The sequence below is a fragment of the Streptomyces sp. NPDC058796 genome, from assembly GCF_042745235.1.
Classification (GTDB): Bacteria; Actinomycetota; Actinomycetes; order Streptomycetales; family Streptomycetaceae; genus Streptomyces.
Window position 1 is genome coordinate 667,556 of the sequence record NZ_JBHYOP010000001.1, and the last position, 14,552, is coordinate 682,107.

General features: G+C 71.1%; 9 protein-coding genes. 3 read left to right on the forward strand and 6 right to left on the reverse strand.

The features are described 5' to 3' along the window. The first annotated feature begins 28 nt into the window (after window positions 1-28). The 3 genes from ACFW47_RS03035 (at window position 29) to ACFW47_RS03045 (ending at window position 6,424) form a co-directional block, all read left to right on the forward strand. Window positions 29-2,065, forward strand: a complete 2,037-nt coding sequence (locus ACFW47_RS03035; protein WP_386279454.1) for a hypothetical protein — start codon at window positions 29-31, stop codon at window positions 2,063-2,065. Window positions 2,066-2,238: 173 nt separating this feature from the next. Then, window positions 2,239-4,476 carry a CDP-glycerol glycerophosphotransferase family protein gene (locus ACFW47_RS03040; protein WP_386304539.1) on the forward strand — a complete coding sequence of 746 codons (2,238 nt, stop codon included), beginning with the start codon at window positions 2,239-2,241 and terminating at the stop codon, window positions 4,474-4,476. A 214-nt stretch (window positions 4,477-4,690) separates the two neighbouring features. Continuing rightward, entirely contained in the window at window positions 4,691-6,424 is a 1,734-nt protein-coding gene (locus ACFW47_RS03045; protein WP_386278756.1) for an FG-GAP repeat domain-containing protein, read from the forward strand. 76 nt (window positions 6,425-6,500) lie between these two features. On the opposite strand, the gene ACFW47_RS03050 is transcribed toward ACFW47_RS03045, so the two are convergent. The 6 genes from ACFW47_RS03050 to rplU form a co-directional block, all read right to left on the reverse strand. Continuing rightward, a complete protein-coding gene (locus ACFW47_RS03050; protein WP_386278754.1) occupies window positions 6,501-9,329 on the reverse strand; it encodes a stealth conserved region 3 domain-containing protein in 2,829 nt (942 codons plus the stop codon). A gap of 7 nt (window positions 9,330-9,336) precedes the next feature. After that, window positions 9,337-10,326, reverse strand: a complete 990-nt coding sequence (locus ACFW47_RS03055) for a hypothetical protein (protein WP_386304541.1) — start codon at window positions 10,324-10,326, stop codon at window positions 9,337-9,339. After that, window positions 10,326-12,119: a stealth family protein gene (locus tag ACFW47_RS03060; protein WP_386304543.1), complete on the reverse strand. Its 1,794-nt coding sequence runs from the start codon at window positions 12,117-12,119 to the stop codon at window positions 10,326-10,328. Before ACFW47_RS03060 ends, ACFW47_RS03055 begins: the two co-directional genes overlap by 1 nt. Before the next feature lie 214 nt (window positions 12,120-12,333). Then, window positions 12,334-13,770, reverse strand: coding sequence for a GTPase ObgE (obgE, locus tag ACFW47_RS03065; RefSeq protein WP_386304545.1), 1,437 nt, complete (start codon window positions 13,768-13,770; stop codon window positions 12,334-12,336). A gap of 116 nt (window positions 13,771-13,886) precedes the next feature. Beyond that, on the reverse strand, window positions 13,887-14,141 hold the full coding sequence (gene rpmA, locus ACFW47_RS03070) for a 50S ribosomal protein L27 (RefSeq protein ID WP_003976205.1): 255 nt from the start codon (window positions 14,139-14,141) through the stop codon (window positions 13,887-13,889). Window positions 14,142-14,155: 14 nt separating this feature from the next. After that, on the reverse strand, window positions 14,156-14,476 hold the full coding sequence (rplU, locus tag ACFW47_RS03075) for a 50S ribosomal protein L21 (protein WP_004931419.1): 321 nt from the start codon (window positions 14,474-14,476) through the stop codon (window positions 14,156-14,158). Window positions 14,477-14,552: the final 76 nt, after the last annotated feature.

Sequence of the window (14,552 nt, forward strand, 5' to 3'; positions counted from 1 at the left end):
CCTCGCCCTGCTGCCCCGCCGGACCGCCGTGAAGCTGCTCGTCCTCGCCGTGCTGGCCACCGCGTCGGTCGCACAGGCCGTCGGCGCGCTGCTGCCGCACGTGCCGCTGCTGCTCGCCGCGACCGCCGGTTCGCTGGCCGCCGAAGGGGTGCTGTACCGGTGGCAGCGGGGCATGGTGTCGCTGTTCGCCAAGTCGCACGCCGACGTCACGGTGCGGCACGTGCTGCGGGACCTGCTGCTCGTGGTCGGCCTGCTGCGCCTGGGCGAGCAGCACCGGGAACCCGCGTACGCCCCGCTGGTCGCCGCCCTGCTCGCCTTCTACGGGCTGCACTGGGCGATCCAGGCCGCCTCCGTGCTGGTCCGGCGCACCCGCACGCTGCCCGTGGTGACCCGGAACGTGGACGCCTCCGCGCTGCGCCTGTCCCCCGCCCCGCCCGCGCTGCTGCGCCGCCCCGGCCACCGGCTGGCGGTCCTCGGGCTGCCCGCGACGGCCGGGCTGCTGGCCACGGCCGCCGTCGACGCGCCGGTGTACGGGGCGGCCGGCCTCGCGCTGTCGCTGGCCATGGCGCTGGCCGGCCTGGGCGTGTTGCTGCTGCGGCTGCTGCCGGGGCGCCGGCCCGCGGGCGAGCAGGAGGTCCTGGACTGGTTCGACGCCTGGCTGGCGGAGTACCGGCCGACCGTCGGCCTGTACTTCTCGGGCGGGGCGTCCTCGGCGTACCAGGCCAACATGTGGCTGGAGCCGCTGGCGCGGCTGGAGGGGCGCCCGGTGATCGTGCTGCGGGAGCGGCACATGGTGCAGCGGATCGCGGCGACCGACATCCCCGTGGTGTGCCTGCCGAAGGTGTCCACGCTGATGCGCCTGGAGCACTCCACGCTACGGGTCCTCCTGCACCCCTCCAACTCGGGCAAGACCTCGCAGGTCCTGCGGATCCCCACGATCAAGCACGCCTTCGTCAACCACGGGGAGAGCGACAAGCTGTCCTCCTGCAATCCGTACGCGAAGGCCTACGACGAGGTGTGGGTGGCCGGTCCGGCGGCGCGCGAGCGGTACGCGCTGGCGGAGGTCGGCGTCGAGGACAAGGACGTGGTGGAGATCGGCCGCCCGCAACTGGACGCCGTACGGCCGTACGCGGGGCCGCCCGCGCCCGGCGCCCGCATGACGGTCCTGTACGCGCCGACCTGGGAGGGCTGGGACGGCAACCCCGGCAACACGTCGGTGGTGGAGGCCGGCGAGAACCTGGTGCGGGCGCTGCTCGCGGACCCGGGCGTGCGGCTGCTGTACAAGCCGCACCCGCTGACGGGATCGGTGGACCCGCGGGCCCGCGCCGCCGATCTTCGCATCCGGGAGCTGGTGCGGGCCGCGAACCGGGACCGGGGCGGGCCCCGGCCGGACGCGTCGGCCGTGGCCGAGCTGGGCCGGCTGACGGCGGAGCTGGACCGGCTGACGACGTCCGGTTTCCGCTCCGCCGCCGACCAGGCGGAGCGGATGCTGCGGCAGCCGGCGCCGGAGCCGGGGCGGGCCGCGGCGGTGGCGCGCGCGACGGCCGCCTGGGAGGAGGCGTACTGGGCCTCGCTGCCCGAGTGGGAGCACCAGGTCGTCACCGACGCCCGGCCGCCGTTGTACGCCTGCTTCAACCGGGCCGACCTGCTGATCAGCGATGTGTCGAGTGTCATCAGCGACTTCCTGGCGAGCGGCAAGCCGCACGCGGTGGCCAACACCAGCGGGCTGGCCGAGGACGGATTCCGCAAGACGTTCCCGACGGTGGCGGCGGCGACCGTACTGGCGCCGGACGCGGCCGGGGTGCCCGCGCTGCTGGACGCGGTCCGGCACCCCGAGCGCGACGAGCGGGCGGCGGACCGGGCCCTGCTGGCCCGGCACCTGCTGGGCCCCGCCGAACCGCCGTCCCAGGACCGTTTCGCCGGGGCCGTGCGGGCGCTGTGCGCGGCGGCCGGGGAACACCGGGCGCGGATGGCGGGGCGGCTCGCGACGGAGCTGCCCCTGCCCGGTCCCCGGCAGCAGTCGCCGGACACCCTGCCCGCCGGGGTTCCGGAGCGGCGCGTGTGAACCGTGCGCGATTTGTGCGCACGGTTCAACGTATGTGTGAATCCTCAAAAGGCAATCCGGCCGAAGCGAAGCGTAGGCCCACAGGGTGGGCATTACGCTTGGCGGCACGTCACAGACTGGCCCGCTACGGTGTCTCGGAACCCCGCCAGCCCCCTTGGAACAGGTTGCAAAGGATGCCCAGGCTTTCCCTCATCATCCCCGTGCACAAGGTGCAGGCCTATCTGCCCGAGTGCCTCGACTCCGTGCTCGGGCAGGACTACACGGACTTCGAGGTGATCGCGGTCGACGACTGCTCGCCGGACGGTTCCGGAGTCCTCCTGGACGAGTACGCGGCGCGCGACGCGCGGATCGAGGTGATTCACCTCACCGAGAACGTGGGGCTGGGGCGAGCGCGGAACGCGGGTCTGGAGAAGGCCAAGGGCGACTACGTACTGTTCCTGGACAGCGACGACACGTTGTCCGCGGGGGCGCTGACGGCGATATCCGACCGTCTCGACGCCACGGGCGACCCCGAGATACTCATCTACGACTACGCCCGCACCTACTGGGACGGCAAGGTCAGGCGCAACCAGCGGGCCGACCTGCTGGTGAACGACGGACCGGACGTCATCTCGCTGCGTGACCGTCCGGAGCTGCTGGACCTCCTCCAGATCGTGTGGAACAAGGCGTACCGGCGCGACTTCGTCGCCCGTACCGGGCTCACCTTCCCGCCCGGGTACTACGAGGACGCCCCCTGGACGTTCTGCTCCCTGATCAGTGCGGAGCGGATCACCCTCCTGGACCGCGTCTGCGTGTACTACCGGCAGCGCCGTGAGGGCGGCAACATCCTCAAGACGGTCAGCCGCAAGCACTTCGACGTGTTCGACCAGTACCGCCGCGTCTTCGACTACCTCGACGAGCACGAGGAACTGGAGCAGTGGCGCGGCCCGCTGTTCCGCAAGATGGTCGACCACTACCTGACCGTGCTGGAGCACCCGGGCCGTCTGCCGCACAAGGCACGGGCGGAGTTCTTCGGCCGCGCCTCGGCCGACTACCGCGCCCGCGTCCCGCGAGGTTTCGCCCGGCCGGCCGGCGGCCAGGGCCACAAGTACGCCATGCTGGAGCGCGGCGCCTACAACACCATGGTGAACGCCACACGCGCGGTGCGGCTGCGTCAGGAGGTCAAGAAGCGGGCCCGCTCCGCCCTGAACCGGTCCAAGCGCCGTGCCATGGGGGTCTTCTACCGCTCCCAGCTCAGACTGCCGCTCGACGAGAACCTCGCGGTGTTCTCCGCCTACTGGAACCGCAGTGTCTCCTGCAACCCCGCGGCGATCGAGGCCGAAGTCGCCCGTGCCGCTCCGCACATCCGCCGGGTATGGGCGATCCGGCCGGACGCGGTGGACCAGGTGCCCGCGGGCACGGACTACGTGCGGGTGGGCTCGCGTGAGTACTGGGCGGTCATGGCGCGCGCCAAGTACCTGGTCAACAACGTGAACTTCGGGGACAACGTGGTGAAGCGGGAAGGCCAGGTGCACGTACAGACGCACCACGGCACTCCGCTGAAGACCATGGGACTGGACCAGCGGAAGTACCCGGCGTCCACCAACATGAGCTTCTCCAAGCTCCTCAAGCGCTGCGACCGCTGGGACTTCAGCATCAGCTCCAACCGCTTCTCGACCTTGGTGTGGGAGCGGGTCTACCCCTGCTCCTACACCACGCTGGAGACCGGCTACCCGCGCAACGACGTCCTCGTCAACGCCGACTCCGAAGCCGTGCGCAGGGCGCGTGCGGCGCTGGGGCTGGGCGAGCGCACCAAGGTGTTCCTGTACATGCCGACCCACCGCGAGTACCAGCCGGACTTCACTCCGCCGCTGGACCTCGCCAGGCTCGCCGACGAACTCGGGCCCGACGTGACCGTGCTGCTGCGCGGCCACTACTTCTACGGCAACTCGGCCCACGCCGACGAGCTGCGCAGCACGGGCCGGATCGTCGACGTCTCCGGGCACCCCACGGTGGAGGAGCTGTACCTCGCGGCGGACGCCCTGATCACGGACTACTCCTCGGCGATGTTCGACTACGCCGTACTGGACCGTCCGATCATCAGCTACATCCCCGACTGGGAGACCTACTCCGTGGTCCGCGGCACCTACTTCGACCTGCTCCAGGAGCCGCCCGGCGCGGTGGCGACCACGCAGGAGGAGCTGCTCCGGCTGCTCACCACGGGCGAGTACGACGCTCCGGAGGCGACCGAGCACCGGGACGCGTTCCGCCGCCGCTTCTGCACGTTCGACGACGGGCACGCGGCGGAGCGCGTCGTGCGGCGCGTCTTCCTGGGCGAGCAGGCACCGCTGCCCGTCGTCCCGTTCGACGAGCGCCGCCCCGTCCCGACCCCGGCCCAGGCGCTCGAAGTGGCCGAGCCGGAGCACCCCTGACCGGGAGGAGAACCAGGGCGCGGGCCACCCCACCGGGGGCACCGCCGTGAAGCTGAACCCCACTCCGTCTCCTGGCGTCACCGCGCGCCGGGAGACGTTGTTGTCGAATCAACGTTCCCTCTGTCACAGGCATCACCTACAATCCGATGATCATCGGCCGTGATCACTTCTTCTTCACCGTGCCGACTCATCGACTTCACCTGTGGGGGGATCCTTGTCAACTTCTCGCACGCGCCGCAGAACCCGGCGCTCCCGCCTGCTCGGCTGCACCGCCCTCGCGGTGGCCGCGGGCATGCTGCTCACCACCCCGGCCGTCGCCGCCGACAAGCCCTCGCCCGGGGTCGAGGTGACGCCGCCCGCGTCCGAACTGCCCGAGCTGGACCGCACCGTGCCCCAGCCGAAGCAGTCCGAGCGGATGCGCGCCGCCGCCGCTGCCCCCGGCGCCCGCTTCGACGTGGACGGTGACGGCTTCACCGACGCCCTGATGCGCCTGCAGGACGGCGAGACGTACGTCTGGCGCACCACCACGGGCGAGTTCACCCCGTACACCATCAACGTCGACGACTACGAGGAGAAGCAGAAGGACATCCTCACGCCCGGCGACCTCGACGGCACCGGGGGTCCGGAGGTCCTCACGCTGTCGTCGACGGGCACCCTGTCCCTGTTCCAGAGCTGGGGCGTGGACGGCACCGGTTACGCCACCTGGAGCGGGACGGGCTGGCAGATCTACAACAAGGTCCTCACGCCCGGCGACGTCACCGGTGACGGCAGGCCCGACCTGCTCGCGCGGACCTACGGCGGCGACCTGTACCTGTACGAGGGGACGGGAAGCGTCGACTCCCCGTTCCGCGGGCGGGTGAAGGTCGGCGGCGGCTGGGAGATGTTCGACCAGCTGGTCGGCATGGGGGACATGAACGGCGACGGCATCGGCGACGTCGTGGCCCGCACCCGCCTCGGCTTCCTGTACTTCTACGCCGGCAAGGGCAGCGCCACCGCCCCGCTCGCCACCCGCGACTACATGGGCCAGGGCTGGACCGACTACAACCAGATCATCGCCGCCGACGACTGGGACGGCGACGGCCTCGGCGACCTGCTCGGCCGCACCCGCTCCGGCGACCTGTACTACTACCGGGCCGACGGCACCGGGAACTTCGACGCCAAGCAGCAGACGGGCACGGGCTTCGAGCCGGTGGAGCTCTTCGCCGGCAGCGGTGCGTACCCGCACTTCGGCAAGGCGTCGGTGATCGGCATGGACACGGGCGGCACGCTCTACTGGTACGGCGTGAAGAACGACGGCCAGCTGACCGCCCGCACCCAGATCAGCGACACGGGCGGCTGGGCGGGCGCCCGGGTGGCCTACGCGTCCTCGCTCGACAAGGACGGGTACGCGGACCTGCTGGAGCTGTACGACGGCGTGCTCTACAACTACGCCGACACGGCCGACGACTACCTGGCCACCGGCTGGGGCGGGTACAACCTGTTCCTCGGCCCGGGCGACCTGAACGACGACGGCAAGGGCGACCTCCTCGCCCGGGACACCTCCGGCACCCTGTACCTCTTCCGGGGCAAGGGCCACGGAGCGTACCTGTCCTCGCCGCTCGAGGTCGGCGGCGGCTGGAACGCCTACGACAAGCTCGTCGGCGCCGGTGACTTCACCGGGGACGGCCGTACCGACATCGTGGCGCGCACCCCGGCCGGCCAGCTGTACCTGTACCGCGGTACCGGCGTCAGCACCGCGCCGTTCGAGCGCAAGATCGACCTGGGCCCCGGCTGGCAGCAGTACAACAAGCTGGCCTCCCCCGGCGACATCGACGGCGACGGCCGCGCCGACCTGATCGCCGCCAACTCCCGCGGCGAGCTGTTCCGCTACACCTCCTACACCGACGGGCGGTTCAAGGCCCGGGTGAAGCTGGGCACCGGCTGGAACACCTACCGCGACCTGTACTGACGCGGACGGTGTACGAAGGGGGCTGCCGGCACGTCGTGCCGGCAGCCCCCTTCCCCGTTGTCCGGGCCCTTTCGGGTCAGCGCTCGTACGGGCTCTTCACGGGGAAGTAGGCCCGCAGGAACGCCTCGACGATGCGCGCCTGCTCGTGTTCCGGCACCTCCGCGTCCCGGGACTCGCCGAGGCAGAACACGTCGTGGCCGCGCATGGCCAGCAGTCGCGTCAGCTCCGGGTGGCGGCTGTAGGTGCCCACGTCGATGTACGCGCACCGGATGCTGCTCGGCACCGCGGTCCCGGTGAGGTAGCCGTAGTGGTGGTGCAGCGAGGACACCATGGAGATGTCCTGCCAGCCGCGCATCGGGGTGGCGGCCGTGCGGGCCACGCTCTCGGGGAAGTCCTCCTCGATGCGCTCCAGCACGCTCCTGCGCAACGGGTGCGGCGCGTGCACGAAGCTGTTGGCCACCGTCACCCCGAACCGCTCCTCCAGCAGCGAGCGGTTGTTCTTGGCCGCCGCGAAGTAGCCCTCGTCCTCCTCGGTCGGCTCACCGATCGGCACGGTCGTCGGGGACCAGAAGAACCGGCTCGCGCCGTTCGGCAGGAAGAAGCGCTGGGGGCCGATCGGCCGCCCGATGAACACGTCGTCGTTCAGGTACAGGAACTGCTCGGACAGGCCGTCGATGTGGTGCAGCTGGCTCTCGATGGCGTGCGAGTTGAACGTCGGCAGGCAGTCGCCGTCGGCGAAGATGTCCCGGTGCGAGACGACCTCGACGTCCGGGTGCTCGGTGTTGAGCCACTCGGGGGTCTGGTCGTCCGTGACGAGGTAGATCTTCCGGATCCAGGGCGCGAACATGGCGAGCGACCGCAGGGAGTAGCGGAGTTCGTCGCGGTTGCGGAACCGGGCGGCCTCGTCCCCGGAGCTCTCCGCCTCCAGCCCGAGGGCGGCGCGCCGGCGGGCACGGCGCTCCTGCCAGCGGGGGTCGGAGTCGTCGACCCAGGTGTAGACGGCGTCCACGGGGAAGGTGAGGTCGCTCACCAGCTTCCTGGTCAGCGGCTCCAGCGTCGGGTACTCGCGGTCGCGGACGCGGGTGCGGGCGTCGGCGGTCAGCGACGGCAGCTTGGGGCCGACGGCGCTGGGCCTGAGCGGCGCGACGAACTGGCCGTCCCCGCCCTCCTCTTCCGGCACCTGGCGCCAGAACTCGATGTCGCAGCCGTACGCGGGGCCGAAGCGCAGCGTGCGGCTGGAGGTCACCACCGGACGGAACACCCGCAGACCGGCCACCTCGCCCGCCGCCTCGAGCCGCTCGGCGAGCAGCACGCCGGGCGCGTGCGTACGGGGCTTGAGCAGCTCGGCGTAGACCGCCTTGCCCTCGTACGCGCCGGCGAGCGCCTTGCGGACGCGGCCCTGCTCGACCGCGTCGACGGCCAGCCGGCGCCGGGGGTTGTCGTCGCGGTCCCGCAGGAGCACGTACGGGATGCCGTGTGACTCGAGCGCCTCGACGACCGTCTCGAAGTTGCGCTGGATGATCTCCGAGCCCTGCAGGTCGTCACGGACCTCGGACAGCCGGCCACCGGCGCGCACCAGCGAGCGGTCGGACGCGCCGATGACGACTTCCCGGGCCCGCTGGTCGCCCGAGGAGGGCGCCGTGCGGTCCGCGGCGACGGCGGCGTGGAAGCGGCCCGCGCCGCCGTGGGCCACCCGGTGGGCTATGCGGTCGGCGCGCTCCGCCATCCGCCGCGGGTCGTCACGCCGGGAGACCAGCTCGGTGAAGAGCTCCTCCCACTGCTTGACGATCACTTCGGCCGCGAACCGCGCGGATCCCTCGTAGGCCTTCTCGCCGTAGGAGCGCAGCAGCTCCTCGTCGCCCATCAGACGGGAGATCGCCTCGGCCAGGGAGTCGATGTCGTTGGGCGGCACGAGCAGCCCGTCCTCGCCGTGCCGGATGATCTCGGCGGGGCCGGTGACGATGTCGTACGCCACCGCCGGGACGCCGGCCGCGAACGCCTCCAGCAGCACCAGCGGGAAGGCCTCGCCGTCCTGCGACGGGAGGATGGTCAGGCTGGCCCTGGCCCACTCCTCGGTCATGTGCTGGCTGGGACCGAGGAGTTCCACGGAGTCGTGCAGGCCCAGACCCTGGATGAGGTTGCGCAGGCGGGACATCTGGGGCCCGTCGCCGAAGATGCGCAGCCGCCAGCCCGGGTGGTCCGGCAGTGCCTTGGCGAACGCGTGGATGGCGTGGTCGACCTGCTTGTCGGGCACCAGCCGGCGCGGCATCACGATCGTCTTGCCGGTCAGGCTGGAGCGCGGCCGGAAGCCCTCCGGGATCGCGTTCGGGATGGCGGCGAGACGGGGGGCCGCCTTGCCGAGGGACTCCTCGAGCCACTGCTTCGTGCGCTCGGTGAGCACCACGAGCGAGTCGATGGCGGGCGCCCTCAGCAGCAGCGGCTCACCCGTGCCGCCGCGCAGCTGGGACGGCCGGTGCTCCTGCTGGATGGTGATCACCCGGGAGGGCGCCAGGTCGGCCACCGCCGACATCAGCGCGGGCGAGGTGGTGATCAGCACGTCGGTGTCGATGGTCCGCAGCGCGCGCTGCATCTCGACGTCGGAGAGCGCGTCGAACGTCGCCTCCCACTTCGGGCTGATCAGGTCGCTCGGCAGCCCGGCGAGGTGCCGGCACTCCTCGGCGGTGAGGCCGCTCTCGCGCACCGGGCGCTCGGTCTTGCCGGTGCGGTCCACCAGGTAGCGCACCGAGACCCGCTCGTCGACGCCGAAGAACGGCTGCTCACGCGTCTTGAAGACGCTGAGCACCTCGATGTCGTGCCGGGGAGCCAGGTGGGTCGCCTGGGTGTAGACGGCCTGCTCCGTGCCGCCCATCTCGTCACCCCAGGTGAGGAGAAAGGTGATTTTCATCTGTTTGTCAACTTCCAGAGGGGATGGGCGCGGCACGGAAGGCCAGGCTGCCGACGGGCGTGTAGTAGGGGTTGATCCGCAGCGCGGTGCCGTCGTCCGCCGTCAGCAGGCGGTTCGGCATCTTGAAGACGTCCCCGGGGCTGCGTACGTCGGTCCGTCGCCGGCACAGCTTCAGCGACCGGCCGCGCGGCCGGCGCAGGCGCAGGTCCCAGATCTGTTCCTTGGCACCGACGGCGCCGAAGTCAGCGGTGCCAATGGCGCAGGTGAAGACGTCGCCCTGCCAGGTGGCGGGGACCGTCCGGCTCACCTTGCCGTTGCGGCGGATCAGTTCCACGTCCCCGTTGCAGGCCTCCGCCGGGGAGTTGACGAGCCGGCCCCGCAGCGTGACCTGCGACCAGCCGATGTCGACGGTCAGGACCTCGGCCTCGGCGTGGTCCCTGCCCAGGGAGAGGTACGCGCGGCCGGTGCTGGACGCGATGACGCGACAGTAGGTGCCGTCGTCGCGCACGGGCTCGGGGAGCGTGGGGCCGTCGGGCATCAGCCGGGGCGCGGCGGCCAGCGCGAAGCGGCGTTCCTCGCCACGGACGTCGGTGTAGACGACGGACATCCGCCACTGTCCGGCTTCCAGCAGGAACCTGCGCATCCCCGCGGGCACCGGCGGGCTGTCGGCGCGGACGCCCTCCAGCAGGTCGATGACCGAGGTGCCCCGTGCCTCGACGCGTCCGTCACCGCGCTGCACCAGCGCCAGCGGGACGACGACCGGGGAGGAGCCCGAGCCGAGGACCAGCGACGCGGCCGACGCGGTGAGGTCGTCGGGCACAGGGACGCAGACGTTGAGCGTGCGGCCGTCCAGCAGGGACAGGTGGTCGGCGGTGACGCGCGGCCAGTCGTCCGGGCTCGGCGGGACGAGGACCAGGCTGTCCAGCCGCGACCGTGCCGAACGCACGGCGGCGTAGCCCTTGCGCATCACCTGGTGGGGGGTGGGAAGTTGTCTCATCAGTCGTCTGCACCGCGCTCATAGGGGCTCGGGAACGGGAAGTACTCGTCCAGGAAACGGGTCATCAGGTTCTGCTGGTGGGCGAGCTCGGCCTCGGTGGACGTCGTGTCGTTCAGACAGAAGACGTGGGCCTCGCGCTCGGCGAGGAGCCGGCCCAGGACCCGTTCGGCGCCCGGCCTGCCGACGTCGAGGTAGCGGTAGACGAGCTGGTCGCCCGGGAAGGAGCGGCCGGTGTGGAAGGCGTAGTAGTGGTGGAGCGACGAGGTGACCGAGATGTCACCGGCGCTGCGGAAACGGCTTGCCGCGGTGCGCCGGTGCTCGTCGGCGAACTCTGTCTCGATCGCCTCCAGCACGCTGCGGTGCAGTGCGTGCGGCACGTGCTTCATCTTGCGGAAGATGGTGCCGCCGAAGCGCTCGGCGATCAGCCGGCGGTTGTTCTTTCCGGCGGCCGCGACGGGCGGGTCCTCACTGGTCGGCTCGCCGAAGGGTATGAGTGCGGGCGACAGGTAGAACTGGCCGAGGCCGTTGGGCAGGAAGAAGTGCTGGGGCAGCGTCTCCCGGCCGAGCATCACGTCGTCGTTGAAGTAGAGGAAGTGCTCGGAGAGGCCGTCGATGTGGTGCAGCTGGCTCTCGATGGCGTGCGAGTTGAACGTCGGCAGGGACGTGGGCTCGCTGAATATCTCCTTGTGGCTCACGACCTTCAGACGCGGGTGGTCCGTGTTCAGCCACGCGGGGGTCTGGTCGGCGGTCACCAGGTAGATGTTGCGCACCCAGGGCGCGTACAGGTTCAGGGAGCGCAGCGAGTAGCGCAGTTCGTCCCTGCTGAGGTACCGCGCCGCGTTGGCCGCTTCCTCGTGGTAGGGCCGGTCGGAGAACTCGGCCCGGCTGCGTATCCACTCGGGGTCGGAGCCGTCGACCCAGGTGTACACCACGTCGATGGGGAAGGTGCGGCGTCCGACCGTTCCGGCGGCGAAGGCGGGGCGGGTACGCACGCGCGCGGGGCGGCCGCCGTCCCGGGTGTCCGGGTCCTCGGTGTCCTGCGGGGCGCGGGGCGCCGGCAGCGGGGCGAGGTCGGTGAAGAGCGCCTCGTCCGCCTCCGCCGGCTCCTCGTCGGCCGGGACGGCCTCGGCGACCGGGTTGCGGCGGGGGGAGAGCAGTTCGGCGCCCTCGCGCTTCCAGAACTCTATGTCGCAGCCGTACCGCAGGCCGAAGACCATGCGGCCCGTCTCGTCGGTGCGGTACCAGGTGCAGCGGAAGACCGGGGATCCTGACACCCGCTTCCACGGACCGGCCCCGAAGGCAGGCAGGGCGGCCTCGTCCAGAGGCTCGCCCTTGCGTATGGGTACCACGTAGCCGGGTCTGACCCGGCAGGCCTGGCGCAGCGCGGTGATCACGCGCTCCCGGTCGTCCTCGCGGACCGCCACCGCGGTGGACGTCTCGGAGGCCGAACGTACGCAGAAGTAGTCGATGTCCGCGTGCCGCAGCGCCTCGGTCACGTCCTCGAGGTTGGCGCGCCGGGCGTCCAGCGGCGTGACCCTCGGTACGACGTGGGCGATGCGCGGCGCCCTGCCCACGCTGACGACCCGCCGGTCGTGGCGGGCCAGCAGCTTGCGGTGGCTGCGGGCGACGCGCACCCGCTTGATCTGATCCCGCTTGGCGGCAGCGGCGGCGATGCCCTCTTTGACCTGCTGGCGGAAGCCACTGTCCACGTGCTCGGCGATCACACGGCGCGCACCCACCGGGACTACACGACGGTAGACACCGACCAACCGGGGTGCTTCAGGATTTCGCACTGCGGGAGCTCCTCCGACGGGACCGGTGTCGAGGACGACGATCCCCTTGATGATGACGCGGGCGGAATACAGACATGTCAAGTATGCAACGCGTTCACGTCACGTCCGCCTTCGTGCACCCACCCAGTAACCATCAACATCTGTGATATGGGAGACAAAAAAACGGTGCAACCCCGACGCCGTCACGGGCGTCGGGGGCTGTGCCACGCGTCGCTCAGAACGGCTCGAAACCGTCGAACTCCCGCTGCGCCTCGTCCCGTTCGGCGTCCCGGTCCCGGCGCCGCTGGGCGGCGGGGCGGGACTCCTCAAGGCGGTGGTCCTCACCGCGGCGGCCGAGCATCTCTGCGCCGGCCGACACGGACGGCTCCCAGTCGAAGACGACCGCGTTGTCCTCGGGGCCGATGGCCACGCCGTCGCCGCTCCGGGCGCCGGCCTTCATCAGCTCGTCCTCGACACCGAGGCGGTTGAGCCGGTCGGCGAGGTAGCCGACGGCCTCGTCGTTGTTGAAGTCGGTCTGGCGCACCCAGCGTTCGGGCTTCTCGCCGCGCACCCGGAACAGGCCGTCCTCCTCGCGGGTGACGGTGAAGCCCGCGTCGTCCACGGCCTTGGGCCGGATGACGATCCGCGTCGCCTCCTCCTTCGGCCGGGCGGCCCGCGCCGTGGCCACCAGGTCGGCCAGCGCGAACGACAGCTCCTTCAGGCCCGTGTGGGCCACCGCCGACACCTCGAAGACGCGGTAGCCGCGCTCCTCCAGGTCCGGGCGGACCATCTCGGCGAGGTCCTTGCCGTCGGGCACGTCGATCTTGTTGAGGACGACGACGCGCGGCCGGTTGTCCAGGCCGCCGTACTCGCGCAGCTCCGCCTCGATGATGTCCAGGTCGGAGACCGGGTCGCGGTCGGACTCCAGCGTCGCCGTGTCCAGGACGTGCACCAGCACGCTGCACCGCTCCACGTGCCGCAGGAACTCCAGTCCGAGGCCCTTGCCCTGGCTCGCCCCGGGGATGAGGCCGGGGACGTCGGCGATGGTGTAGACGGTCTCACCGGCCGTCACCACGCCGAGGTTCGGGACGAGCGTCGTGAAGGGGTAGTCGGCGATCTTCGGCTTCGCCGCGCTCATCACGGAGATCAGCGAGGACTTGCCGGCGCTCGGGTAGCCGACCAGGGCCACGTCGGCGACGGTCTTCAACTCCAGGACGATGTCCCCGAGGTCCCCCGGCTCGCCGAGCAGCGCGAAGCCGGGTGCCTTGCGGCGCGCGGACGCGAGGGCCGCGTTGCCGAGGCCGCCCCGGCCGCCCTGTGCGGCGACGTAGGACGTGCCGTGCCCGACCATGTCGGCGAGCACGTTGCCCGCCTTGTCGAGGACCACGGTGCCGTCGGGGACGGCGAGGACGAGGTCCTGGCCGTCCTTGCCGGAGCGGTTGCCGCCTTCGCCGGGCTTGCCGTTGGTGGCCTTGCGGTGCGGGGAGTGGTGGTACTCGAGGAGCGTGGTCACCGACTGGTCGACGGTGAGGATCACGTCGCCGCCACGGCCGCCGTTGCCGCCGTCCGGGCCGCCGAGCGGCTTGAACTTCTCACGGTGGACGGAGGCACAGCCGTGGCCCCCGCTACCCGCGGCGACGTGCAGCTCGACGCGGTCCACGAAGGTGGTCATGGGATGTGCCTCCAGTTACCGATTACTGCCTACTGCGGAATGTCTCTTGGGTAACACGCGAAAGGCGGACCCGCTTCCCCTCGGGGAAGTGAGGCCCGCCTCGCGAAAGTGTCCGGTCAGGCGACCGGGACGATGTTCACGACCTTGCGGCCACGGTGGGTGCCGAACTGCACCGCGCCGGCCTGCAGGGCGAACAGCGTGTCGTCGCCGCCACGGCCGACGCCCGCGCCCGGGTGGAAGTGGGTGCCGCGCTGGCGGACCAGGATCTCACCCGCGTTGACGGCCTGACCGCCGAAGCGCTTCACGCCGAGCCGCTGGGCATTGGAGTCGCGACCGTTCCGGGTGGACGATGCGCCCTTCTTGTGTGCCATGTCTCCTCAGTCCCTTACTTCGCAGCCGCGGGGATCTCAGTGACCTTGATCGCCGTGTACTGCTGGCGGTGGCCCTGACGGCGGCGGTAGCCGGTCTTGTTCTTGTAGCGCAGAATGTCGATCTTCTGGCCCTTGTGGTGGTCCACGACCTCGGCCTGGACCTTGATGCCGGCCAGCACCCACGGGTCGCTGGTCACAGCGTCGCCGTCGACAACGAGCAGGGTCGAGAGCTCGACCGTGTCGCCGACCTTGGCGGTGGAAATCTTGTCAACCTCAACGATGTCGCCGACAGCAACCTTGTGCTGGCGACCACCGCTGCGCACGATGGCGTACACGCGGATCTCACTCTCTCGCTCGGGAACGGCACCCCCGCAGTCCAGCCGCCCGGCGGCATACGCGGACGGCCTCTCC